This is a genomic window from Comamonas testosteroni TK102, from assembly GCF_000739375.1.
In the GTDB taxonomy this organism is placed as follows: Bacteria; Pseudomonadota; Gammaproteobacteria; order Burkholderiales; family Burkholderiaceae_C; genus Comamonas; species Comamonas brasiliensis.
On record NZ_CP006704.1, the window covers coordinates 4279656 to 4302462 of the forward strand.

23 protein-coding genes are annotated in these 22807 nt (G+C 61.9%); 10 read left to right on the forward strand and 13 right to left on the reverse strand.

What is annotated here, in order from left to right:
* Positions 1 to 24: 24 nt before the first annotated feature.
* Complete coding sequence (locus tag O987_RS19330; RefSeq protein WP_003053191.1) at positions 25 to 534, reverse strand: hypothetical protein; 510 nt, start codon at positions 532 to 534, stop codon at positions 25 to 27.
* Positions 535 to 722: 188 nt separating this feature from the next.
* On the opposite strand from O987_RS19330, the gene O987_RS19335 reads away from it, so the two are divergent.
* Positions 723 to 1193: a helix-turn-helix domain-containing protein gene (locus O987_RS19335; RefSeq protein ID WP_043374126.1), complete on the forward strand. Its 471-nt coding sequence runs from the start codon at positions 723 to 725 to the stop codon at positions 1191 to 1193.
* Between the two features lie 51 nt (positions 1194 to 1244).
* Here the strand turns inward: O987_RS19335 and O987_RS19340 are convergent, their stop codons facing one another.
* On the reverse strand, positions 1245 to 2267 hold the full coding sequence (locus O987_RS19340; RefSeq protein WP_043374129.1) for a GlxA family transcriptional regulator: 1023 nt from the start codon (positions 2265 to 2267) through the stop codon (positions 1245 to 1247).
* Between the two features lie 179 nt (positions 2268 to 2446).
* On the opposite strand from O987_RS19340, the gene O987_RS19345 reads away from it, so the two are divergent.
* Positions 2447 to 3235, forward strand: a complete 789-nt coding sequence (locus O987_RS19345) for a hypothetical protein (protein WP_043374132.1) — start codon at positions 2447 to 2449, stop codon at positions 3233 to 3235.
* Positions 3236 to 3672: 437 nt separating this feature from the next.
* On the opposite strand, the gene O987_RS19350 is transcribed toward O987_RS19345, so the two are convergent.
* The 3 genes from O987_RS19350 to O987_RS19360 form a co-directional block, all read right to left on the reverse strand.
* Entirely contained in the window at positions 3673 to 4290 is a 618-nt protein-coding gene (locus O987_RS19350; RefSeq protein WP_043376680.1) for a flavin reductase family protein, read from the reverse strand.
* A 304-nt stretch (positions 4291 to 4594) separates the two neighbouring features.
* Positions 4595 to 5314: a FadR/GntR family transcriptional regulator gene (locus O987_RS19355; RefSeq protein WP_003053182.1), complete on the reverse strand. Its 720-nt coding sequence runs from the start codon at positions 5312 to 5314 to the stop codon at positions 4595 to 4597.
* 125 nt (positions 5315 to 5439) lie between these two features.
* The gene (locus O987_RS19360; RefSeq protein ID WP_043374135.1) at positions 5440 to 6774 is read right to left on the reverse strand and encodes an MFS transporter; all 1335 of its coding nucleotides are present in this window, start codon (positions 6772 to 6774) and stop codon (positions 5440 to 5442) included.
* Positions 6775 to 6967: 193 nt separating this feature from the next.
* Here O987_RS19360 and O987_RS19365 point away from each other — a divergent pair, with 193 nt between their 5' ends.
* Together O987_RS19365 and O987_RS19370 are read left to right on the forward strand one after the other, a co-directional pair.
* Positions 6968 to 7525 (forward strand): ureidoglycolate lyase, encoded by a 558-nt coding sequence (locus O987_RS19365; RefSeq protein ID WP_043374138.1) that lies wholly within the window; start codon positions 6968 to 6970, stop codon positions 7523 to 7525.
* A gap of 752 nt (positions 7526 to 8277) precedes the next feature.
* On the forward strand, positions 8278 to 9252 hold the full coding sequence (locus tag O987_RS19370) for a Bug family tripartite tricarboxylate transporter substrate binding protein (RefSeq protein ID WP_043374141.1): 975 nt from the start codon (positions 8278 to 8280) through the stop codon (positions 9250 to 9252).
* A gap of 137 nt (positions 9253 to 9389) precedes the next feature.
* Here O987_RS19370 and O987_RS19375 read toward each other — a convergent pair whose 3' ends face one another.
* The 3 genes from O987_RS19375 to O987_RS19390 all read right to left on the reverse strand — a co-directional run bounded on the left by O987_RS19375 (position 9390) and on the right by O987_RS19390 (position 11508).
* Positions 9390 to 9803 carry a GNAT family N-acetyltransferase gene (locus tag O987_RS19375; protein ID WP_043374143.1) on the reverse strand — a complete coding sequence of 138 codons (414 nt, stop codon included), beginning with the start codon at positions 9801 to 9803 and terminating at the stop codon, positions 9390 to 9392.
* Positions 9804 to 9829: 26 nt separating this feature from the next.
* Positions 9830 to 10381, reverse strand: a complete 552-nt coding sequence (locus tag O987_RS28355; RefSeq protein WP_080731554.1) for an NUDIX hydrolase — start codon at positions 10379 to 10381, stop codon at positions 9830 to 9832.
* 206 nt (positions 10382 to 10587) lie between these two features.
* The gene (locus tag O987_RS19390; RefSeq protein ID WP_043374150.1) at positions 10588 to 11508 is read right to left on the reverse strand and encodes a LysR family transcriptional regulator; all 921 of its coding nucleotides are present in this window, start codon (positions 11506 to 11508) and stop codon (positions 10588 to 10590) included.
* 97 nt (positions 11509 to 11605) lie between these two features.
* On the opposite strand from O987_RS19390, the gene leuC reads away from it, so the two are divergent.
* The 3 genes from leuC to O987_RS19405 are packed head-to-tail and all read left to right on the forward strand — an operon-like array spanning position 11606 to position 14578.
* Positions 11606 to 13021, forward strand: coding sequence for a 3-isopropylmalate dehydratase large subunit (gene leuC, locus O987_RS19395; RefSeq protein WP_043374152.1), 1416 nt, complete (start codon positions 11606 to 11608; stop codon positions 13019 to 13021).
* Positions 13014 to 13697, forward strand: a complete 684-nt coding sequence (gene leuD, locus O987_RS19400; protein WP_043374156.1) for a 3-isopropylmalate dehydratase small subunit — start codon at positions 13014 to 13016, stop codon at positions 13695 to 13697. The genes leuC and leuD overlap by 8 nt, the downstream gene beginning before the upstream one ends.
* Positions 13697 to 14578, forward strand: a complete 882-nt coding sequence (locus O987_RS19405) for an alpha/beta fold hydrolase (protein WP_043376682.1) — start codon at positions 13697 to 13699, stop codon at positions 14576 to 14578. Before leuD ends, O987_RS19405 begins: the two co-directional genes overlap by 1 nt.
* A gap of 160 nt (positions 14579 to 14738) precedes the next feature.
* Here O987_RS19405 and O987_RS19410 read toward each other — a convergent pair whose 3' ends face one another.
* Genes O987_RS19410 through O987_RS19420 form a run of 3 tightly spaced genes read right to left on the reverse strand, consistent with a single transcriptional unit; the run spans position 14739 to position 17655 of the window.
* Positions 14739 to 15530, reverse strand: coding sequence for an enoyl-CoA hydratase (locus O987_RS19410; protein WP_003053162.1), 792 nt, complete (start codon positions 15528 to 15530; stop codon positions 14739 to 14741).
* The gene (locus tag O987_RS19415; RefSeq protein WP_043374159.1) at positions 15527 to 16672 is read right to left on the reverse strand and encodes a CaiB/BaiF CoA transferase family protein; all 1146 of its coding nucleotides are present in this window, start codon (positions 16670 to 16672) and stop codon (positions 15527 to 15529) included. Before O987_RS19415 ends, O987_RS19410 begins: the two co-directional genes overlap by 4 nt.
* Positions 16669 to 17655: a Bug family tripartite tricarboxylate transporter substrate binding protein gene (locus O987_RS19420; protein ID WP_043374162.1), complete on the reverse strand. Its 987-nt coding sequence runs from the start codon at positions 17653 to 17655 to the stop codon at positions 16669 to 16671. Before O987_RS19420 ends, O987_RS19415 begins: the two co-directional genes overlap by 4 nt.
* Before the next feature lie 311 nt (positions 17656 to 17966).
* Here O987_RS19420 and O987_RS19425 point away from each other — a divergent pair, with 311 nt between their 5' ends.
* The 3 genes from O987_RS19425 to fghA all read left to right on the forward strand — a co-directional run bounded on the left by O987_RS19425 (position 17967) and on the right by fghA (position 21378).
* Positions 17967 to 18890 carry a LysR family transcriptional regulator gene (locus O987_RS19425; protein ID WP_144244946.1) on the forward strand — a complete coding sequence of 308 codons (924 nt, stop codon included), beginning with the start codon at positions 17967 to 17969 and terminating at the stop codon, positions 18888 to 18890.
* A 272-nt stretch (positions 18891 to 19162) separates the two neighbouring features.
* Positions 19163 to 20275, forward strand: a complete 1113-nt coding sequence (locus tag O987_RS19430) for an S-(hydroxymethyl)glutathione dehydrogenase/class III alcohol dehydrogenase (RefSeq protein WP_003053153.1) — start codon at positions 19163 to 19165, stop codon at positions 20273 to 20275.
* 251 nt (positions 20276 to 20526) lie between these two features.
* Positions 20527 to 21378: an S-formylglutathione hydrolase gene (gene fghA / locus O987_RS19435; RefSeq protein ID WP_043374164.1), complete on the forward strand. Its 852-nt coding sequence runs from the start codon at positions 20527 to 20529 to the stop codon at positions 21376 to 21378.
* 51 nt (positions 21379 to 21429) lie between these two features.
* Here fghA and O987_RS19440 read toward each other — a convergent pair whose 3' ends face one another.
* Positions 21430 to 22377, reverse strand: a complete 948-nt coding sequence (locus tag O987_RS19440) for a GGDEF domain-containing protein (RefSeq protein WP_235214182.1) — start codon at positions 22375 to 22377, stop codon at positions 21430 to 21432.
* A gap of 144 nt (positions 22378 to 22521) precedes the next feature.
* Complete coding sequence (locus O987_RS19445) at positions 22522 to 22797, reverse strand: VF530 family DNA-binding protein (protein WP_003053147.1); 276 nt, start codon at positions 22795 to 22797, stop codon at positions 22522 to 22524.
* Positions 22798 to 22807: the final 10 nt, after the last annotated feature.

The following is a 22807-nucleotide window of genomic DNA, read 5'->3' on the forward strand; positions in this document are numbered from 1 at the left end:
CTCTGGCCGCCCGGCACATTCCTGTCAGTGCTCGTCGCTGACCTTGTGGTCTTCGCTCTTGGCCTGCTGCATCGCTTCAGGCTCCAGCTCTTCCGCCGAGCGGTTCAGGTGCACGAACACGCCCCATCCCGCGAGCAGGACGCCCACGGAAACCAGCAAGGCTGCAGGGTAGAGCAATTGCTCAGGCGTCTCCTGTGCCTTGAAGGTCGCCACCAGGCCCTCGATCGCCAAGGCCACCACCAGCACCACCATGAAACGTGACAGAAAGCGGCGCACCCGCGTCGGCCCGCTGATATGGGCCTCGCGCACCACTTCCTCCTCCACCATGGTCTGCGAGATCTGCAATGCCACCACGCCCGAGGCCAGAATTCCCAGCGCCTCCACCGCATGCAGCGTGGACTCCGGCTGCAAGCCTCCCACGATGACGCCCCAGGCCTTGGTCACGGCAATCCACACCAGGCTCAGCGCAGCAAAACCGAACAGCAGGGCAATCAGGGAATGGGTGACGGCGTAAATCAGGTGAACAAGCTTCATGGTGCAACCTCCGGATATGCCGCCAATGCTCGCAGACCTCGGGTGGGCGCCCCGTAGGACAGACATGGAACAGGTCCGCGCTACGTACCCGGCACGCCCGTCGCGAACACTCTTGCTGCTGGTCATCGGTTACAGGCCAGCACCCGGTTTTGCTCATTTCGAGCGCCAAATCGAAATACCATTGCGCAATGCCCCGCCAGAACACCAGTCCCGCAGACTTTCCGCCAGCCATCCTGGCACAGATCGAAGAACTTGCCCAAGGCATCGCGGCGCAGCGCAAGCAACGGGGCGAAACACAGGCTCAGTGGGCGGCCAAGCTCGGCATCTCCCAACCGACCATGGCGCGCATTGAGCGCGGCGACCCCTCCGTGGCCATGGCAACCTATGTGTCCTGCCTGTGGCAGCTCAACCCTGCGCTGGATCTGACCCGGCTGCTCGCCCCGGCGGCAACGCAGGCCAAGACGCCAGCACTGGCACCGGCATGCCGTGTGGAGCCGCCCAGCCTCGACAGGAAAAGAAATGCCGTGCCAAAGAAGGCGAAACCCGCCGCCGAGCCTGTCATCAAGACCGTGAACCACGATGAGCAGCAGGCGCAGATCGAGCGCAATTTTGCGGCCGCCAAGGCTGCTCTGGATTTCTTCAAGAGCCCTCTGTTCTGATCGGCTGGCCGAAAAACAGGCTGCTTCCGACAACAGGATGCCGCAAGCCCATCAGTCTCCGAACCGCTCCCGATAGGCCACGGGTGTGATGCCCAGCTTGCGCACGAACAGATGCCGCAGCGCCTGCTCTGAGCCGAGGCCGACCTTGGCGGCCACGGTCTTGAGCGGCAGGGAGCCCAGATTCTCCAGCAACTGCTTGGCCCGCTCCAGGCGGGCGTTTTCCACAAAGCTGCTGGGGCTGAAACCGGTCTCCTGCTGAAAGACGCGGCGAAAGTTGCGCTCGCTCATCGCCGCCTTGTCCGCCAGCAGCGCCAGCGGCATGGGCTGGTCCAGATGCTCCAGCACCCACTGCTGGGCGGCCTGCACGGCGCTGTGCTGCGTGGCCTGTGCGGCCAGGGATACGCTGAATTGCGACTGACCGCCGGGCCGCTTGAGATACATGACCAGATCGCGCGCCACCTGCAGTGCCAGTGCATGGCCGAAGTCATGCTCCACCACCGCCAGCGCCAGATCGATACCGGCAGTGACGCCGGCCGAAGTCCAGAGCTGGCGCATGCCGTCGCTGTCCTTGATTTCGTCGCACACATAGATCGCATCGGCATCCACCTGCACCCGTGGATAACGCTGGGCAAGCGCCCCGGCCACACTCCAGTGCGTGGCCGCGCGGCGGTCATCGAGCAGACCAGCAGCGGCCAGGAAAAAGCTGCCGCTGCACAGCGCAATCATGCGCCCGACCCCTGGCGCCACCCGCGCCACCCAGTCCACCAGCTCGGGCGAGGCCGCCAGCACCTGCTCGATATGGCGCGCCCCCACCAGCAGCACCGTGCACCCCGTGCCCTCGGCCTCGACCTGCGCCAGGGTATGGCTGGCCTGCAAGCCCATCAAGGTGTCCGAGGGCACCAGACCAGCCTGTGACGCCACCACCCGCACCATATATCCGTCAGGCAGGCCTTTGTGCCGCAGATGCACATTGGCATAGTCAAACACGGACATGGGACCAATGGCTTCCAGCGCCTTGAAGCCGGGGTAGACAACCAGATCGACGCGGTGGGCGCCGGCGTGATGGTGTTCCATACAAAAATCAGAGCAGTTCGAGCATATAAAACCAGCACTGCAGGCACTCGCAGCGCACAAGCCTCGACTATACGCAAGCCCTCTCGGCACCTCGGAGCGGCCGCCTCATCCACTGCTAAAGTCCGGGGCTTCTACCCCTTTGCCCGCCCATGATTCCTGGACCACTTTTCACCCTGCCCATGCTGTTGCTGCTGCTCGCCCCCCTGGTGGCAGCCGGCCTGAGCCTGTGGCTGCTGCTGCACGGGCTGTTCTGGTGGCAGCGCCATAGGCGCACACCCGCCTCCGGGCGCCCGCCGTTCTGGCACTGGCCCGTCGTGATGGTGGCGATACTGGCCCTGGCCGGCGACCTCTGGGGCCTGGTGCTGGCACGCAAGCTGGTGCAGATTGAAGAGGCCGTGACGCTGCGGGCCCACTATCGCGAGAGCCGACAGCGCTTTGTGCTGCCCGAGGACTTCCGCTATGGCGAGCAGCTATTCCCCAAAGGCACCCTGATCAATCGCTACGACGCCTTTGACAACGGCGAGCGCCAGCGCCCGCTTGGTCTGCGAGGACTGAGCGCGGCGCGCTTCGCGCAGCCGGTGCCAATCGCAGGTGCCTGGGTCAGCGCCATCGGCAACCAAACGGTGGAACTGGCCCGCGACCAGCGCCTCGGCCCGGTGTTCCACTTCGATCCCAATGCCGAGCAGGGGTATGGTGACTGGGTCATCGACCCGAAGCGACCTTATCTGGAATGCCGCGAGGGCGATATCGCCAGCCTGCATGTGCCCTTGATCGACTATGACATCCAGGCCGAGTTTCTGGTCGGAGCCCCCGATGGCCCCGAGGCACGCTACCGCCCCAGTCAATGGGGGTTCATAGACTGCCAAGCGGGCAAGCCCGCGATTGAGGTGCAGCCGGCCTATGATGGCCCGGCACCTCCAGGCGCACAACTGCCGGTATGGGGCACGCTGATACCGAATGAGGATTGAGCTGGCGACGCCAGGCTCGCCGGTGCTCTCTGCGTGGCGCGGGATGCTCCGACTTGGGTGTGGCGACCAGACCTCCCCAGATCATTGGCGCGCCTTGCCGCTCCGGCCTCTCCATTCGCCTGGGACGAGGCAAACCGCAGGCTGCCAAGGTGGATGCGAGCCACTTTGCAGGGGCAGTTGACTCGCGCTCCACGACGACGGTCAACGCGCCATAAGTCTTGCGAACAACTGCCCGGCGCCAAAATTGCAGCGACCGGATGGGAGGACAACGACCTGTTAAGGCTGCTTGAATTTTTCCAGTCTGTGACTGCCATGCGGCGATTGTTGCCTGTCGTAGCGAAGTCCTGACCTCACGGTGTCGGTCATATTGCAGACACCCAGGCAACCGATATGGGGCTCAATCTGAGCTTGCGAGGGTAGGCTAATGCCATCTGCTACTAGGGTCGATACATGCGGAACTTCTGCTCATCGCCAATCGAGAAATAGTCTGCCGGGCCCCCCGCGCGGAGAATCACCCCGGAACTGGCCGTGTCGAACACTCCGTCCTTGAGCAGCCGACGATCGATGTAGACCTTTACCACCTCCCCAAGCACGAGCCAGGACGGAATCGACTCATGGCTGGCGGTACGCAACTGGTGGATGTCGGTCAACCGGCATTCGAAACTCACCGGGCTCTGTGCCACTCTTGGCACCCGTATCAGTTCCGAATCCACGGCTTCCAGCCCTGCCAGCTCGAACTCATTCACCTCCGCAGGGACGGCGGCACAGGTCTGGTTCATGGCATTGGCTAGCTCACGCGTGGCCAGATTCCACGCGAACTCGCCAGTCTCCTGGATATTGCGCACCGTGTCTTTCCAGCCGATGCTGGAGAAGCCGATGATGGGAGGGACGTAGTTGAAGGCGTTAAAGAAGCTGTAGGGTGCCAGATTGACCTGCCCGCTCGCGCCCTTGCTCGAAATCCATCCTATGGGCCGCGGGCCGACGATGGCGTTGAAGGGATCATGTGGCAGTCCGTGCCCTTTGCGGGGCTCATAGGTATGCGAGTCAGTTTTCATCGCTGGTGGTTCTAGCGTCTGGCCTGTCGGGAAGTGCCCCATTGCATTCATGGGCGATAGTGCAAGTCTAACGGTGCGCTGGAGGAGATCGGGCTGTTCGGGACTGCACCAAGCATGGGGTCCAACCCATCGCTATAGCCGTCTCGCACTGGTGATGTGCTCGCGCCTCAGGACAAACGATGAGCGCCTGATTCTGCGCAGAAAAGCCGTGCTTTGAAGCGGGAGAGCAGCGCCTATCCCGAGCAAGCAGTCGCTCCTGCGGCTGCACGTGGCAGTCTACCCAGCTCCAGCCAGCTTTCTTTGACTACAGACCGGTTGGAAAGTGCACGCCAGCGCGCTGAGCCGCCTGCACGATGTGCGCTGCCATGGCCTGCTGTGCCAGCTCCGGCCGGCCCTGGGCCAGACCATCGATGATGGCCGCATGCTCCTCGCAGGTTGCATGGCGCGCACCACGCTTGTAGAACGGCAGGCGCTGGCTCTCTTGCATGACTTCGCCGCTGCCGCGCAGCACGTCTGCAATCGCGTGATTGCCCGAGATGGTGGCGATCTGCATGTGGAAATCGAAATCCAGGTGGCTGGCCTGCAGGAAGTCCGAGGCATCTATGCATTGCTGCATGCCCTGCAGATTGGCCTGCAGCAGCGTCAGGTCTTCAGGCTGCACCACCAGGGCCGCAAGGCGCGCCGCAAATCCTTCCAACGCGAAGCGCAACTGATAAACATCGGTGAGCGCATGCGAATCGGCAAAGCGCCAGGCTTCGCTGGCTGGCGCCTCGGGTGCCTCGGTCACATACATGCCCTTGCCGGGCCTCGCTACGACCAGCCCCAGCCCCTGAAGCGTGGACAAGGCCTCGCGCAATGACGTCCGGCTGATGCCCAGCTGTTCCGATAGATCGCGCTGCGAGGGTAGAAGCGAGCCCACCGGATAGGTGCCGGCTTCGATCCAGTCCCGGATCAAGCGGGCGGCTTGGCTGGCAACGGCGACATTGGAGGAGACAGAAGGTTCCATTCGGAGGTAATCGTACATCGCAAAAAGGGGTTGCGCGCCATCTTAACGACTGCGCAGCACATCCCGCCTCGAACACCGCCCCTGACACCGCTCCAGACCACACTACGGCAGTGCTTCCGGGCGGTGCCTGCCGCGATGCGAGGCTATTTGTTGACCAGCTTAGCCGGCACGGTATAGGTCAGAAAGGCGCCGAACAGCAGCACACCGGCCAGCACGAACATGGCCGCATTGGTGCTCTGAGTCGCATCCTTGATCAGGCCGATCATGTAAGGGCTGATGAAGCCAGCCAAATTGGCGAAGGAGTTGATCAGCGCAATGCCTGCTGCCGCCCCTGCACTGGACAGGATGGCCGTGGGCAGGCTCCAGAACAGCGGCGAAGTGGCAAGGCTGCCGCCCGCAGCCAGCGCCAGCGCCGCGAGGGACAGATAGACATTGCCGCTGAAAACGGCTGACAGCGTCAGCCCCAGCGCACCAACGCAGAACGGCACGATCAGATGCCAGCGGCGCTCGCGCATGCGGTCCGAGCTGCGGCTGACCAGGTTCATGGACACTACGGCCACCGAGAACGGCACGGCCGTCAGCAGGCCGATCTGGAAAGCGCCTTCCACGCCCGACTGGCGGATCAGCGAGGGCAGCCAGAAGGTCAGGCCGTACTGGCCCATCACCGTGCAAAAGCAGATCATGGCCATCTTGATGATGCGCGGATCGGCGAACAGCGCGCGCAGCGTCATGTGGCTGTCGGCCTTGCTGGCGTTCTCGCGGGCGATGTTGCGCTCGAGCAGCGTCTTTTCCGATTCACTGAGCCAGTTCGCACTGCGGATGTTGTTGTCCAGGTACCAGAGCACGGCCAGGCCCAGCAACAGCGAGGGAACGGCCTCGATCAGGAACAGCCACTGCCAGCCGCGCAGACCGGCCACCCCCTGCATCAGCTCCATGATGCCGCCCGACAGGGGCCCTCCCAGGATGCCCGAGACCGGAATCGCGCACATGAACAACGCCACCATGCGTGCGCGTCGGTACGACGGAAACCAGTAGGTCATGTACAGGATCATGCCGGGGTAGAAGCCCGCCTCGGCCGCGCCCAGCAGGAAGCGCAGTACATAGAACTGCGTGGGCGTGGTCACGAACATCATGGCTGCCGAGATCAGGCTCCACATGATCATGATGCGGGCAATTGTGGCCTTGGCGCCTATGCGGTGCATCAGCATGTTGCTCGGCACTTCGAAGAAGAAGTAGCCGATGAAGAACAATCCTGCACCGAGGCCGTACATGGCCTCGCTGAACTGCAGGTCCGCCAGCATGTGCAGCTTGGCAAAGCCAACGTTGACACGGTCCAGGTAGGCCGCCACGTAGCAGGCCATGATGAAGGGCAGCAGGCGCCAGGCGACCTTGCGGTAGACCGCGGCTTCTGCGGCGGTTTCGCCGGCCAGTGTTGCCGCCGGCGCAGCGGCGTCAGGGGTGGAGGAAAGGGATGACATCTTGGATCCTTGTTGGCGGTGATTTTTGCAACTGGTATTACCGGTATGAATTAACGATCGCAACCATAATCAAGATCAAGACATTACGCACTCGCAATTACCCTAGCCCGTCTTTCGAATTGCGATTTGACAAAGCCTCTGAGGCAAAACATACTGGTATTACCAGTTAGACCAACTCACACAACACCCTTTTATGACCACTGTCCTGGCAACCACGCCCGCCTCCGGCGGCACCCCTGTCCTCCACCGCCTTAGCATTCAGCCCCTGACTGCCGAAGCCTTTGCCCGCTTTGGTGACGTGATCGAAAGCGCGGGACATGCCCCCATACAGATCAACCATGGCATGACCGAGCGCTACCACGCACTGGCGCAGGTGGACACAGGCGGTGCCGAAGGCCATGCGCTGATCAACCTGTTCCACGCTCTGCCTTACGAACTGCCGCTGCGGCTGGAGGAGATGGAGCGCCACCCGCTGGGCAGCCAGGCCTTCGTCCCCTTGCAGGAGACCCCTTTCATCGTCGTGGTTGCGGCTGCGGGCGAGAGCGTGCAACCCTGCGACCTGCAGGCCTTCGTGACCAATGGCCGCCAGGGGGTGAACTACCACCGCGGAATCTGGCATCACTCCCTGATCGCCCTACAGGCCTCTGCACGTTTTATCGTTGTGGATCGCGGCGGTCCCGGCCACAACTGCGATGTGGTGGCCATTGGCGATGGCTGCGGCGTATTGCTGGAGTTGCCGGACGCCGGCTAAAGCCTCGGCAAGCGGCCCTATCGTCCTTCCTTGCAGGCGTGATTACCTCCATATGTTCACGCTTTGGGCTCTAGAGCCCAATCACTGGACTTGACCGCGCCTGCTGGGAGCATCGTCGAACGAGCACAGGTACGCTGCGGTGCTTGCGCTGCGCACACGTCAAGTAAGTGTCCAAGCCTGTTGTTTCCCAGCCAGAAGTGCCCCATTGATCCCGGGCGGTCGATTCCAGTGAAATACGCCGACAGGTTCAAGTTTGTGCTTCAACTTGCCGCTCAGCACCACTGAGTTTGGAGACGCAGTCACGACGCACCTGTGTGGGTGCATTTGGATCAGGGCAGGCAATGGGGTGGTGTCGACTCCTGGTGGGTCTGCCAGACCCGCATTAGCTGTCATTGGCATCTTTGAGTTGAGTGACTTCAGACCAATTGAAGCAGGCCGCCAGGTGAAGGGGTGACCGATGGCTGCTAACCGAACGCAGCCGCTCACTGCCACCGGACTGGTCAGTCATAACAGGCACAGATAGTCAGGTCAGCGGGAACATGCCGTCGGAGGCAGTGCTGCATGGAGGTGTATTCGCACCTGCCCCCAGCCCTTGGTCGGCAGCAGCCAGATTTAGCTCCCACTGACTATATTGAACAAATACACTGCCTCTCAATCTGCTTCGGGCGCCAACGGCCTCCAAGACCTTGCTTCAAGCAGATTCCGGATATCGACTTCAAACGCCACTCAATAGAACTACCAAGGAGACCCCCGTGAACCGTCGACAGATACTTGCTTCCATTGCCGCCGTAGGTACGCTCACCACTATGGCAACCGTCCATGCGGAATCTGCTTTCCCGCAAAAGCCAATTACTTTTGTCGTTCCGTATCTGGCTGGTGGAACCACCGATCTTGTGGCGCGAGTCGTGGGTGAACACATGGCACGCACGCTGGACCAGGCGGTGGTGATCGAGAACAAGCCCGGGGCCGGAGGCAATATCGGCATGGATGTCGTGGCCAAGTCCAAGCCCGACGGTTACACGATCGGTTTCGGAGCCATCTCCACCAATGCACTCAACCCGCACATCTACAAATCGATGGCGTTTGATCCCCGCAAGGACTTCACTGCAGTCTCCATGCTGGGCTACTCCACCATCGTGCTGGAAGTAGGCAGGAGCTTCCCGGCAAACAATGTGCAGGAGTTCATCGCCTACATCAAAGCGAACCCAGGCTTTCAGTACGGTACTGCCGGCGCCGGAACCAGCATGCACCTGGCTGGCGTGATGTTCACGCAAATGACAGGCCTGGATACCGTCCATGTGCCCTATAAAGGCAGCGTACCGGGTATTACCGACATGCTTGGTGGCCACCTGCCCGCCATGTTCGACAACCTGCCCGCTTCCCTGCCACACATCCAGGCAGGCAAGCTCAAAGCACTGGCCGTGGCTGGTAGCGAGCGCAGTCCATCGTTGCCCAATGTTCCGACAATCGCGGAGAGCGGCCTCAAGGGCTACGCAGTCGATCCATGGTTCGGCGTATATGGCCCAGCCAAGCTAGATCCAGCGATCACAGCCAAACTCAATACTGCCATCAACCAGGCCCTGAGCGATCCAGCCGTCAAGGACAAGCTGGTGCAGGCCGGATTCACCCCCAAGGGCTCTACAGTCCAAGGCTTCGAAGCGCTGACACAGTCCGAATACAAACGACTGGGTGACGTGGCACGTAAGGCCCAGATGCAGGTCAACTGACGACCGCCTCTGGCGGTCGAAGGGAAAGCCCAAGGGCTGGTAAAGGTGGTAGCGGTCATCGGTCCAATAGAACGGGATGTCGGCCGCCAGCCTAATGCCGTCGCAGATCGACCCGTCGCCACCTTTGACGCCAACTTCTAGCTTGTGCGTTTGCGCACGCGCTCCATCGCATCGGATGACGACGCAAACCCAAGCTTTTCAAAAAACTCCGGAGCCTGAGAGCGCGAGGCTCTGAGCATCCAAGTGATGCCCGCCTCGTTACTCACGACCTCCTTCACCAAGCTCTTGCCAATTCCCTGGCCTCGCCATTCCGGAGTGACCACAACCATTGACAGGTAGCCATTGGATAGCCCGTCGGTGATGGTGCGAGCAAATCCGATCACCTTGTCCTGTGAAACAGCGACAACCACTCGTTGAGATGCAGCGATGAGGCGTTCAAGAAATAGATGATCCGGAATGCGGTGAGACCAACCATTGGAGGTCAGGAGCTGAAATGCACTGTCAAGATCAGTAGTTGAATATCTACGGATATGCGGTGTGCGGACTTCCATGTTGGAGCACTCGTTCAAGGGGAAATTTATGACGGTGAGAGGTCAGAACACGGTCTCTTTCCAGGACTCAAAGAGAGTGCAGCACCTGGCCCCCTGGTGGCAGCTCTTGATTGGCAATCATACTTTTCTTGAAGAGCGCTCTTGAGCCCCACAGGGAAAAGCGCGGGCCCCTCAGGCAGGTCGAGCTCAGCCAGATCAAACCATCTTGCAACGCATTGCATTCCACTGTCTTCTTGAAATTCAATCCTGCTCCGGTTCTCAAAAATCTCGATATCGAACAGCACTTCACCAATGAAAAGTACTTCGTGTCCGAGCACCCCTTCATGGGTATACAGGTTCTCCATGACGAGTGGGGAACCCATTATCTGAACGTCAACGTTCAGTTCTTCTTTGAATTCACGTATCAGCGCTGAGTGCCATGTCTCGCCGAACTCGATGCTGCCACCAAGAGGTCGAACACCTTTCAGACGCCCCTGATCATCCAATACCTCCACAGCCAATAACTTGCCTTCTCGCCAATGAAGTCCAATCGCCTTGACTTTGATGGATGCTGCAGGCCTCCACTTGGTTATGACCATAATTTGTCTCCGAGCAGGGGTTACCTGCCTTTATTGTGAATGCCTAAACAGGCTGGCCCTTGATCCTAATCTGCACCACCTGCGCTTGCTGCAATTGCGCGAGGGCGCGAAGGCGCGACCGAACACGCACGACTTCGCCCAACGACTCAAGCGCATGTAGATCATGTGTCGTTGCCAATTCGCGTTAGCAGGCCCCGGCACGGGCATCACCAAGTGGCATCTGCTCTTCCTGGCGGGCGTTGCGGCGCAAACACGTCAACCAGATGATCAACCAGCGCCTTGGTTTTGGCCGGCAGATGGGCTCCGCCATGGAACTGGACATACACATCAGCCGGAGGCAGTCGCCATTCAGGCAAGACCACCTTGAGGAGCCCTTCCCGAATGAGGGCCCCGACCTCCCACTCCGATCGCATCAGAATGCCGTGCCCGGCCATGGCCCATGCGGATGCCGACTCCCCGTCGTTCGCACTCAGAGGGCCTCGGACCTTGACAGTCTCTGTCTGTGAACCGTTGCGCAAATGCCAGGTGCCAAATGCCTCATCGCCCTCACGGATGAAAAGGCAGGCGTGCCGGGCCAATTCCTGCGGAGTGGACGGCTCCCCAGCCTCTTTCAAATACAGCGCAGAAGCGCAGAGCACCCGCCGGTTGCGTGCCAATACCCTGGCCGTCCAGCGTGAGTCCGGCATATCACCCAGCCGGATGACCACGTCGAAGTTGTCTTCGATGAGGTTGGCAGGACGGTCACTCAAGTGGAGCTGCACTTCGACCTCCGGGAAACGGCGTGCAAACACTCCCAGGGCGGGTGCGATGTGCTTGCGACCGAAGCCGAAGCTGGCGTTGACACGTATCAGGCCTTGCGGAACGGCTGCCACACCGCCGATGGCTCGTTCAAGGGCGCCCAGCTCGGTCAGAAGACGCCCCCCTTCCACCAGGTATCGCTCCCCCTCGGGCGTGAGGCTCATACGGCGAGTAGTACGGTGCATGAGGCGTGCGCCCAGCCTGGCTTCAAGTCCCGCAAGCCGTTTGCTGACCGCAGGGCCTGTGACACCCAGTTGCTGAGCGGCGCCCCGCATGCTGCCTTCCTTGCTGAGCATGGCAAAAAAGGCAAGGTCTGAAAATCCGTCCATTGATAACTCCAGCGACCGAAAGCGATTCCTTCACAGATATTGTATGTTTTTGACTCACCTGTGAAACTGCCAGCACTCCACGACATAGAGCGCGCACATGAATCGCACCCTTTATCGCAAGTTGGTCGACGCACATACCGTCGCCCAGCTCGACGAGCAGAACGTCTTGCTGTTCTGCGACCTGCATCTGATGAATGAGTACACCAGCCCTCAAGCCTTCGCAGGCCTGGATGAGCACGGGCGCCGGGTGCTCATGCCCGGCCAGAACGTGGCCGTTGTAAGCCATGTCATTCCAACGGAGCCGGGCGCGATCCGGGTCATCCGAGAGGCTGCACCAGCGCTACAGGCCAGCAACCTGCGCAAGAATTGCGAGCAGCATGACATCCCGCTCTTCGACACCCAGGACGCCCTGCAGGGAATCGAGCATGTTGTGGCGCCTGAGCACGGCATGATCCGCCCGGGCATGGTCGTGATTTGCGGGGACTCGCACACCACCACCTATGGCGCGCTGGGCGCCTTGGGCTTCGGCATCGGCACCTCGGAAGTCGAGCATGTGCTGGCGACGCAGACGCTTGTCTACCGGCTGGCCAAGGACATGCGCATCCAAGTCGACGGCGTGCTGCCAGTGGGCACGACCGCCAAAGACCTTATCCTCATGGTCATAGGGCATATCGGGGCCCAGGGCGCCCGAGGCCACGTCATCGAGTTCTGCGGCACGGCGTTCGAAGCGATGTCGATCGAGTCACGCTTCACCGTCTGCAACATGGCGGTCGAAGCCGGAGCTCGCGGCGCTCTGATTGCGCCAGACCGCAAGGCGGTCGAGTATGTGCTTGAGCGTGCGACGGACTTGCACGGTGTGGCGCGCGACGCAGCGCTTCAACATTGGGAAACCCTGCACAGCGATGAAGCTGCGGAGTTCCATATCGAACATCGCTTCGATGCAAGCGATGCAGCACCCCACGTGACCTGGGGCACCAGCCCTGACCAAGTGATACCGATTGGCGGCGCGATTCCCGACCCGGCTACGCAGACCTCGGCGCCGATGCGCCGCAGTACGGAGCAAGCGCTGCGCTATACCGGTCTGGCAGCAGGCGCTCCCCTTGAAGGCACAGCCATCCAGCATGTCTTCATCGGTTCATGCACCAACGCTCGCATCGAAGACCTGCGCGCCGTCGCGGAAGTGGTGCGCGGCCGCCGCGTTGCCAAGGGAGTGCGTGCCATGGTGGTACCAGGCTCCGGCGCGGTCAAGCGGCAGGCCGAAGCCGAAGGCATTGCCAGCCTGCTCATGGATGCAGGCTTCGAATGGCGGGAGCCGGGATGCTCGATGTGCCTGGCCATGAACGGAGACATCCTGGCGGACGGCGTCCGCTGTGCGTCAACGACCAATCGCAACTTCGAGGGAAGACAGGGGCGCGGCGCCATCACCCACCTCATGAGCCCTGCCATGGCGGCAGCCGCAGCCGTCACTGGCACGATTACCGACGTTCGGCGTCTGGAGACCCATCATGCGTGAGCAACACATTCTGTCCGGAAAGATGGCGCCCTTGGCCATCGAGAATCTGGACACCGACCAGATCATGCCCAAGCAGTTCCTGCACGGCATCGACAAGGCCGGGCTCGACAAAGGCCTGCTGTACGACCTGCGGTTTGATGCCGAAGGTCGCAAGCGCTCAGACTTTGTGCTCAACAGACCTGAACGCGCAGACGTCGAAGTATTGGTGGCAGGTGCGAACTTTGGCTGCGGCTCAAGCCGTGAGCACGCGGTCTGGGGATTGCAGCAATACGGCATACAAGCAGTCGTCGCCCCCAGTTTCGGGGAAATCTTCTACTCCAACGCGATGAACAACCAGCTGCTGCTGGTGATGCTTCCAGAAGAGGAAATCACCAGACTCATGGCCGATGCCGACAGCCCGGAGACCTCGCACATCCATATTGACCTTGAGACGCTTCGAGTCAGAAGCTGCAATGTGGATGCATTCTTTACGCTGTCCGAGCGGCACCACCGCATGCAGCTGGAGCGCCGGGACCTCATTGGCATGTCTCTGACCTACCAGGCCCAGATCGAACACTTTGCGCGCCTTCACTGGGAAGCCCATCCCTGGATGAAAAACGTGGCCTCGCGCACTCGCCAGCAACTGGGCCATACTCCGCGAGCGCAGGGCATTGCCCACCTTGGGGGGATCGCATGATGTTCGAAGGCTTCACTGCACAAGATGTACCGGTCAACGGCACGGTACTTCGTTGCCGCGTAGGAGGCTCCGGGCCTGCCTTGCTGCTGCTGCATGGACATCCTCAGACCCACGTCATGTGGCACCGGGTGGCGCCTGCTCTTGCCGAAAGATTCACTGTGGTTTGCGCAGACCTACGGGGTTATGGCGATTCTGCAAGGCCCGATGCCGGCCCCGAAAGCCACGCCTACAGCAAGCGCACGATGGCGGCAGATATGGTGGAGCTGATGTCCGCACTGGGCTTTGCACAGTTTCGCATCGCTGCGCATGACCGGGGCGCCCGCGTGGCCCACCGGCTGCTGCTTGACCATCCAGGCCGGGTCCTGCGTGCGATGCTGCTGGACATTGCACCAACGCTCGACATGTATGAGCAGACAGGTGAAGCGTTCGCCAGGGCGTACTGGCACTGGTTCTTTCTTATCCAACCTGCACCGCTGCCCGAGAGGCTTATCGAAGCGGACCCTTGCGCGTACATCCGGGACGTGATGGGCCGACGCCACGCCGGGCTCGGTGCCTTTGCGCCTGAAGCACTGCAGGAGTACCTGCGCTGCATTGCCATCCCGGGTACCGCTGCATCCATCTGTGCGGACTACAGGGCCTCCGCGGGCATCGACCTGGAGCACGACCGCGCGGATCGGGCCAAGGGGCAAAAGGTGATGCTGCCACTGAGAGTGCTGTGGGGCGCGGAAGGCGCGGTTGGCCGCTGCTTTCCGGTGCTGGACCTGTGGCGCAAGGCTGCCGTCCACGTCACGGGAAAAGCGCTCGACTGCGGGCACTACATCGCCGAAGAACAGCCTGCAGATCTATTGGAAGAGATGCTGGATTTCTTCGCCACCCGATGACCCTGTGTTGAAAAGAGGCCCGCAACTGACCGGGCCATGCCGCCGCTGCGGCATTCCAGCTCTGCCGATAGGCCTCACTTTCCTCTCATCTCAGTCCTCTAACTTGTGCGCCACATGCGATCAGCACACCAAGCCGGCTGCGGCTTGATGACAGAGCCGACTAGCGGCCCTTCCTGGACAGGAACTCCCCCATCAGGTTCGCGGGATCGGCCGATTCATAGGCCGTGCCGAAGATTTCAATGCTGTGACGTATGCTGCCGTCCAGATGCGGCGCCTCGCCGGTGCGCAGCACTCTTTTCTGAGCCCGCATGCCACTGGCGGACAGAGCGGCCAGACTTGTTGCCAACGCCTGGGCTGCGGCCTCCAGCTGCGCTCTGGGCACCACGTCGCTGACCAGGCCCCAGGCTTGCGCCTTCTGCGCATCGATCGCCTCCCCGGTCAGCATGAGCCAGCGCGCCTGACCCTCCCCGATCAGGCGACTCAGAAATGCGCCCTGAATGACCGAAGGGATGCCGATTTTCACCTCGGGCATCACAAACCGGGCGTCATCCGCAGCGATACGCAGATCGCAGGAGGCCGCGAACTCCAGCCCGACACCGATGCACCACCCCTGCAATGCACAAATGCTGGGCACGGGAAGATCCCGGGCTGCCTCGCACATTTCGGACAGGGCTGCGATGAACCGGCGCGCGGACTGCGGGGCCAGCGCCGCCAGCTCCCTGATATCCGCCCCTCCGACAAAGGTCTTGGTGCCGGCCCCCTTGAATACCACGACGCGCACCGCATCGTTGCCGGCCAGCGCCCTCAGCTGAGCCGCCAGCGAGAGCGCGGTCGAGCTGCTGATGATGTTCAAGGGCCCACCTGCGGCAAACTGGACGGTGGCTATGCCGTCTGCCGATATCTCGATGGTGGCGGCCTCGGCCGGATTGCAAAGCGATTGATCAGGATTCATGGTGTCGATGATTTGGAAAGGTATTCGTCCGTGTGCTGCCCCGCCCTTGGCGCCAGCCCGCTGCGCACAACCGCAGACATGCTCGCCGCCCACTCGGGCTGCCCGTCTCTGGCATTGCGCTGGAAAAAGCCCGTGCTGCGCAGATGCTCATCGTCAAACAGGTCTTCGACGCTGTTGACCGGAGCGCAGGGAATTTCCGCAGCGCCGAGTATTTGCAGCCACTGCTTGGTCGTCCTGGATGCGAGAACCTCGGAGACAAAGCGGTAGATCGTGTCGTAATGCTCGGCTCTTGCCGCGGCCGAGTTGAAGCGCTCATCCTGGTGATAGCGCTGCGGCTCACCGATGACCTCGAAGAAGCTCTTCCAATGCTTGTCGTTGTAGGCAATCACGGCGATATGTCCGTCGGCCGTCCGGTAAGGCTTGCGATGCGCAGTCAGCAGGCGGCTGTAGCCGGTCTGCCCCGTTGAAAGATCGAAGGTGCGCTGCCCCATGTGATCGGACAGCACGAACTCCGCCATCGTCTCGAACATCGCCACGTTGAGGTAGCCGCCCTGCCCGGTTCGCTCGCGCCGCATCAGGGCCGCCAGGATCTGATGCGCTGCCGTAATCCCCGTCATCCGGTCGGCAATCAGGCCGGGCAGATAGCCGGGCTCCGTGCCCATCTGCCGTGCAAACAGAGAAGCCAGTCCGGACTCGGCTTGAATCACGTCATCGAAGGCCGGGCGATCTGCGTAAGGCCCGGATGCGCCGTAGCCGGTCAGCTCCGCGTAGACGATATCGGGGTGCAGCAAGCGCACGCTTTCGTAGTCCAGACCGATTCTGGCGATGGCTGCAGCGCGGATGTTATGCACAAACATGTCAAATTTCGGAATGGCGCTGCGGATCCACTGTTGTCCTTCGACGGATTTCAGATCGACCACGACCGAGCGCTTGTTTCTGTTCGCATGCAGGAACATGGCACCCATGCCCGGCTCCAGCTTGGCGCCCGCATGGCGCATGATGTCGCCCTCCGGGGGCTCCACCTTGACCACTTCCGCGCCATACCCCGCGAGAATCTGCGTGCAGACCGGCCCCATGATGACCGAAGTGAGGTCAAGCACCCGCAGACCACTGAGGGGGCCATTCATTGGTACGGCGCTCATTCCGGCTTGACTCCAGCGGCCTCGGCACGCTTCATCCAGATCTGCTTTTGCTCGGCAGCGAACTTGCGATGTTCATCCAGGGAGTTGGGCGACACGCTCATCCCCGCTGCCGACAACTTGCTCACGGTGAGCGGATCGCGCAAAACCTCGTTGGCCTCGGCTGCCAGCTTCTCGATCACGCCAGCTGGCGTTCCTCTGGGCGCCGCGAGCCCGACCCAGACGACCAGGTCGAAGTTTCGATAGCCCAGCTCGGGCAGCGTCGGGACATTCGGAAACTCCTTGAGGCGCCCTGGCGCAGACACCGCAAGCCCTCTGAGTCGCTCGCTGTGTACAAAGGACTTCACCACGGAGAGATCGGCGAAAAGAAAGTCCACCTGTCCACCAAGCAGATCGGTCACCGCCGGAGGCTGGCTTTTGTAGGGTACGCCCAGTGCCTTCACGCCTGCCAGCGCATTGAAGGTTGCTGCGGCGATTCGGGCGGCCGCAGAGCCGTAGGCATAGCTCAGAGGCTGCTGCTTCGACAGCTCCTGCAATGCGGCTACGCTGTCGACCTTCAGGCCAGGCCGCGCCACCAGCATCATCGGGATGGAGGCAATCCTGGTGATATGAACAAAGTCTTCAGTGCCGTCATAAGGCACCTTGGCAATCAAGGCGCCAGCGGCCGAATGGGTCGAGCTGCTGGTCAGCACCAGCGTGTATCCATCGGGTGCGGCTGCCGCCACGCTTGCCGAAGCGATGGTGCCGCCTGCTCCTGCCTTGTTATCGATGACCACGGGCACGCCCAGCCGGGCGGACAGGCCATGGGCCAGCACACGACCTGCCGTGTCCGTGGCACTGCCCGCGGTGAACGGGACGACGATCTTGATCTGCCTGCCCGGATAGCTATCGGCCTGCGCCGCTGCAGCCAGGCTCAATACGGCCAGACAGAAGGCTGCGACGGCCCCCAGGCGTCGGCTTGCGCGGCCGGTTGCATGAATGCTCAAGGTAATTCCTCCAAAAATCGCTCCGTCCTGGAAGCGCTGAGGCAATGATCAGCCGTAGAGACTCATTCAACAATCGACTAATTTTCATCAACAGATTCCTGTTCAGAATGAGTGGCGAAGCCCTCCCGCGAGCGTCGGCAAGTTCACCCATGCAGCAGCGCAAAGGGCCGCAAACCAGCACGCTGCGCTTCGGGCAGGCTGGTCATAATGCAGGCAGATCGCAGCCGCTTCGGCAACGCATCGGGTATGCAGCATCGCCTCCGCTATCGGCCAGTGCTCTGTCCGGAGCCACCCTCTCCAGCGAGATCCCCATGAGAATGAACGTGACTTTGCGCCAGTTGCGCGTTTTCTGTGCAGTCTATGAACGCCGCAGCTTCACCTCGGCTGCCGACGACATGCACATGACGCAATCGGCAGTGAGCAAACTCTGTGCGGAGCTGGAGTCCGAGATCGGGCTGCCGCTTTTCGAGCGCACCACACGCCGTGTCACCCCGTGTGATGGAGCCGCAGAGCTCTATGAGTACGCGCAGGAGGTTCTCAACACCATGCGGCTGGCCGGCCGGCGTCTGTCGGCACTCCGCACGCTGGACCAGGGCAACCTCAGCATCGCTGCATCGCCCATGATGATGTCCGGGCTTCTGGCGCCCGTCATCGAGGCGTTCGCACGCGATCACCCCCAAGTCCGCATCGACCTGCATGAACTGACCACGGATGAATCCGTGGACTATGTCCGAACCGGACGATGCGATTTCGGACTGGTATCCATTGCCGAGCACGATCCGCAACTGGAGCCCAAGGTGGTTTGCGCGGAGCTGTTGTGCCTGGCCTGTACACCTTCCCATCCGTTGGCGGCGAAGCAGAGGATCACCTGGGGCGAAGCTTCGGACTACCCCCATATCACGCTGCGCAGCGTGTACAGCACGAGAAAGACCATCGACAGAATTCTCAAGGCTCAGGGGCTTGAGCTGCGTTCAACGATACAGGCAGGCACCTTGGCAACTTCGCTCAGACTGGTGAAGGCCAATCTGGGCGTGACCTTGATCCCCAGCTATGCCAGGGAGTTTGCGCAGGAGCTGGGACTGAAGGTCATGGAGATCTACGACAAAAAGCCCTATCCCCATGAACTGTCCTTGCTGACGCGCCGCGGCCTCAAACCCTCGATCGCCGCCACCGCCTTCATGGATGCGCTGCAAGTGCATCTGCAAGGGCGAGCAAGGCGCAGGCAGCACCCGTGAGGCCTTGTACCTGCGGGTTCGGGCCTACAAACAAGCCAACATCGACAGATGTGTCCATCTCATCCACACATGACTGACGAAGACGCTCGGCTGCGCATCGCCAGCCAGCGGACCATGTGACATTCGGCCAAAGAGCCGCCATCTGCGGCCACGAATTTCCAGAGGGCAGCGGGATCGCCTACATTCACACTTCACAACCGGTGCGCCCGGCCCGGCTCAGACGCCGCCTCGGGCAACCACCGCATCCTCAGCCTTCCAAGAAAGACCTGCCCATGAAATCCCGCGCCGCCGTAGCCTTCAAAGCCGGAGAACCCCTGCAAATCGTCGAAATCGACGTCGCGCCGCCCAAGGCTGGCGAGGTGCTGGTCAAGATCACCCATACCGGCGTCTGTCATACCGACGCTTTCACCCTGAGCGGTGACGACCCCGAAGGCATCTTCCCTGCCGTGCTGGGCCACGAAGGCGCGGGCATCGTGGTGGAAGTGGGCGAAGGCGTGACCAGCGTCCAGCCCGGCGACCATGTGATTCCGCTGTACACCGCCGAATGCGGCGAATGCCTGTTCTGCAAGAGCGGCAAGACCAATCTGTGCGTAGCCGTGCGCGCCACCCAGGGCAAGGGCGTGATGCCCGACGGCACGACACGCTTCAGCTACCAGGGCGAGCCCATCTATCACTACATGGGCTGCTCGACCTTCAGCGAATACACCGTGGTTGCCGCCGTCTCGCTGGCCAAGGTCAACCCCGATGCCAACCCCGAGCAGGTCTGCCTGCTGGGCTGCGGCGTGACCACCGGTCTGGGCGCGGTCAAGAACACCGCCAAGGTGCAGGAAGGTGACACCGTGGCCGTGTTCGGCCTGGGCGGCATCGGCCTGGCCGTTATCCAGGGTGCCAAGCTGGCCAAGGCCGGCCGCATCATCGCCGTCGACACCAACCCCGGCAAGTTCGACCTGGCCAGGACCTTCGGCGCCACCGACTGCGTGAACCCCAAGGACTTCGACAAGCCCATCCAGCAAGTGATCGTCGAGATGACTGGCTGGGGCGTGGATCACAGCTTTGAATGCATCGGCAATGTGGAAGTCATGCGCGCAGCGCTGGAATGCGCCCACCGCGGCTGGGGCCAGTCGGTCATCATCGGCGTGGCCGGCGCCGGCCAGGAGATCAAGACCCGCCCCTTCCAGCTGGTGACAGGCCGCAAGTGGCTGGGTACGGCCTTTGGCGGCGTCAAGGGCCGCAGCGAGCTGCCCGGCATGGTGGAAGACGCCATGGCCGGCAAGATTCAGCTCGAACCCTTTGTCACCCACACCATGGGCCTGAAGCACATCAACGAAGCCTTCGAGCTGATGCACGAGGGCAAGTCGATTCGTAGCGTTGTCAACTACAAGTAACACCCCCTGAGGCGCTTTGCGCCTTCCCCCTCTCTCTACGCGCTGCGCGCTATGGGAGGGGGACGATGCCTTCGCTGCGAGGCGGCTCTTGCTCGGCATCTCTCACCGAGGCTGTGCCAGTTTTTGATGCCTCGTCCTGCGCTTTCAATTTCAGAGCTGCTTGCGCATGCTTTGATTCATATTTAGATATAAAACAGCTGAAAACGCTTGATTGACGAGCGCAAGCAGCTTTTCTTTTAGGAGTAAGCGCCATGGAACTCAAGAACGCCCACGCCTGCTTTGGTGGCGCCCAGCGCTACTACGAACACCATGGTTCCGAGACCGGCCTCGCCATGAAGTTCTCGGTCTATCTGCCGCCCAAGGCCGTGATGGGCGAGAAGGTACCGGCCCTGCTCTATCTGGCCGGCCTGACCTGTACCGAAGAAACCTTCATGATCAAGGCCGGAGCCCAGCGCCTGGCCTCCGAACTCAATATCGCCCTGATCTGCCCCGATACCAGCCCGCGCGGCGCTGGCCTGGCGGGCGAGGCCGACAGCTGGGACTTTGGCGTGGGCGCCGGCTTCTACCTGGACGCGACCACCCGGCCCTGGGCGCTGCACTGGCGCATGGAGAGCTACATCCTCAATGACCTGCTGCCCCTGGTCGGCAGCAAGCTGCCCGTGGACCTGCAGCGTCTGGGCATCTTCGGCCACAGCATGGGCGGCCACGGCGCGCTGACCCTGGCATTGCGCCACCCGAGCCGGTTCAGGTCGGTCTCGGCCTTTGCGCCGATTGCCAACCCCATCAACTGCCCCTGGGGCCACAAGGCTTTCAGCGGCTATCTGGGCGAAGACAAGGCCGAATGGGCCAGGCATGACGCCAGCGAGCTGATGAGCGCGCAGACCGCAGCCCCCTACCCCGCAGGCATCCTCGTCGACCAGGGCCTGGCCGACAAGTTCCTGATCGAAAAGCAATTGCTGCCCGAGGCCTTCGAAGCCGCCTGCGCCAGGGCTGGCCAGCCGCTCACGCTGCGCCGGCATGCGGGCTACGACCATGGCTACTATTTCATTCAGAGCTTTGTCGACGACCATCTGCGCCACCATGCGCAGCAGCTGGGCGCCTGATTCTGCGGGCGTGGCCCGGCCAATGGCGCTGCTGGGCCCTTCTGCCAGGCCTCAGGCCAGGCCGTAGTTCGATTGGGTTCCATCCGCCACGACCGCCCTGTGTCCGGCCTGCCGCTTGGCGGCGTACAAGGCCTGATCCGCACGGCGCATGATGTCCTCCAGGCTGCTGTCGGTCGGCATGAAATGCGCAATCCCGACGCTGAGCGAGGGCACGGGATCGGTCGTGGCATACAGTTGCAGCGCCTGTCGCCCCACATCCAGCAGCCCTCGCGCCAGGGTGGTGATCTCGGCAATGCTGCGGCCGCCGCACAGCACGGCGAATTCATTGGCGCCCAGGCGACCGAACACATGCTCCGGAGCCAGCAGAAGACTCACGGCGGCCGCCAGATCGCGCAGCGCCTGATCCCCTGCGGTATGGCCCAACCCTTCATTGATGGCTCTGAAGTAATCCACATCAAAGCTCAGGAGACAGGCCGGCAAGCCTTGCTGCCTGTGGACCGTATAGGCCTGGGCCAGCTCGCGCATAAAGCCCCGGCGATTGCGCAGCCCCGTCAACTCGTCGGTCAGGGTCTGCTCCTGCAGCTGATGCTGCAGGCGCTTGTGATCCGTGATATTGCGGGCCACCCAGAGCACGGCCTTCTCGCCCCGGAACAGCTCCTCCAGGGCAAGGATGCGGGCTTCAAACCAAGTCGTCTCGGCAGGCCCGCGCCCGGGCTGGCCCAGCATATCGGCTACGCTGAGCTCGTACTCCACCACCTGCATCTGCTGGCTGCCCAGCGCCTCCCGGATCTGCTGCAGAAACCAGAGCGCCTTGGCGGGAGCCAGCACATCGGCAATGAACCGGCCCACCAGCGAGCTTGCGTCATGCGGGTAACGTGGATCCCTGCCGCCCACAACGGCCGCATAACGCCCCGACTCGGTCAGAACAAAGGTAGGGTCCGGCAGGCGGTTGCAGAGGCTTTGGAACTGGCGGGCTGTGAGAGTGGGATGGTCGGGCATGGGCGCAAGCAGGGCAGGATCGGAAAATTCGGGAAAAATCGCTTTTTCGACCGCCGGCATTGATACGGGCGCGCCTCATGCAAAGATAACCGCCTATTGGCGCTTACTCTTTCATCTAGCTGAAACCATGTTGGAAGCGCTCACTCAGTCCTCGGAGCTCTCCGCTCTTTTCGCGCGCCGCTGCTGCTCGCGCTCATCGGCACGCCGGGTCTGCACATACAACTGCTCCACCTGTTCGCGCGCCCAGGGCGTCTTGCGCAGAAACTTCAAGCTCGAGGAGATGCTGGGGTCCAGATTGAAGCAGCGCACAGGCACGCGGCGCCCTAGCTCTCGCCAGCCGTAATAATCCACCAGATCGGTAACGATGCGCTCAAGCGTCAGCCCATGCAGCGGGTTGCGCGGTTGTTCTTGGGAAGTCATGGGCGCATTG

Coding starts and splice junctions, on each gene's coding strand:
- O987_RS19330 (WP_003053191.1), bottom strand. CDS start 534: ATGAAGCTTGTTCACCTGATTTACGCCGTCACCCATTCCCTGATTGCC.
- O987_RS19335 (WP_043374126.1), top strand. CDS start 723: ATGCCCCGCCAGAACACCAGTCCCGCAGACTTTCCGCCAGCCATCCTG.
- O987_RS19340 (WP_043374129.1), bottom strand. CDS start 2,267: ATGGAACACCATCACGCCGGCGCCCACCGCGTCGATCTGGTTGTCTAC.
- O987_RS19345 (WP_043374132.1), top strand. CDS start 2,447: ATGCTGTTGCTGCTGCTCGCCCCCCTGGTGGCAGCCGGCCTGAGCCTG.
- O987_RS19350 (WP_043376680.1), bottom strand. CDS start 4,290: ATGAAAACTGACTCGCATACCTATGAGCCCCGCAAAGGGCACGGACTG.
- O987_RS19355 (WP_003053182.1), bottom strand. CDS start 5,314: ATGTACGATTACCTCCGAATGGAACCTTCTGTCTCCTCCAATGTCGCC.
- O987_RS19360 (WP_043374135.1), bottom strand. CDS start 6,774: ATGTCATCCCTTTCCTCCACCCCTGACGCCGCTGCGCCGGCGGCAACA.
- O987_RS19365 (WP_043374138.1), top strand. CDS start 6,968: ATGACCACTGTCCTGGCAACCACGCCCGCCTCCGGCGGCACCCCTGTC.
- O987_RS19375 (WP_043374143.1), bottom strand. CDS start 9,803: ATGGAAGTCCGCACACCGCATATCCGTAGATATTCAACTACTGATCTT.
- O987_RS28355 (WP_080731554.1), bottom strand. CDS start 10,381: ATGGTCATAACCAAGTGGAGGCCTGCAGCATCCATCAAAGTCAAGGCG.
- O987_RS19390 (WP_043374150.1), bottom strand. CDS start 11,508: ATGGACGGATTTTCAGACCTTGCCTTTTTTGCCATGCTCAGCAAGGAA.
- leuC (WP_043374152.1), top strand. CDS start 11,606: ATGAATCGCACCCTTTATCGCAAGTTGGTCGACGCACATACCGTCGCC.
- leuD (WP_043374156.1), top strand. CDS start 13,014: ATGCGTGAGCAACACATTCTGTCCGGAAAGATGGCGCCCTTGGCCATC.
- O987_RS19405 (WP_043376682.1), top strand. CDS start 13,697: ATGTTCGAAGGCTTCACTGCACAAGATGTACCGGTCAACGGCACGGTA.
- O987_RS19410 (WP_003053162.1), bottom strand. CDS start 15,530: ATGAATCCTGATCAATCGCTTTGCAATCCGGCCGAGGCCGCCACCATC.
- O987_RS19415 (WP_043374159.1), bottom strand. CDS start 16,672: ATGAGCGCCGTACCAATGAATGGCCCCCTCAGTGGTCTGCGGGTGCTT.
- O987_RS19425 (WP_144244946.1), top strand. CDS start 17,967: ATGAGAATGAACGTGACTTTGCGCCAGTTGCGCGTTTTCTGTGCAGTC.
- O987_RS19430 (WP_003053153.1), top strand. CDS start 19,163: ATGAAATCCCGCGCCGCCGTAGCCTTCAAAGCCGGAGAACCCCTGCAA.
- fghA (WP_043374164.1), top strand. CDS start 20,527: ATGGAACTCAAGAACGCCCACGCCTGCTTTGGTGGCGCCCAGCGCTAC.
- O987_RS19440 (WP_235214182.1), bottom strand. CDS start 22,377: ATGCCCGACCATCCCACTCTCACAGCCCGCCAGTTCCAAAGCCTCTGC.
- O987_RS19445 (WP_003053147.1), bottom strand. CDS start 22,797: ATGACTTCCCAAGAACAACCGCGCAACCCGCTGCATGGGCTGACGCTT.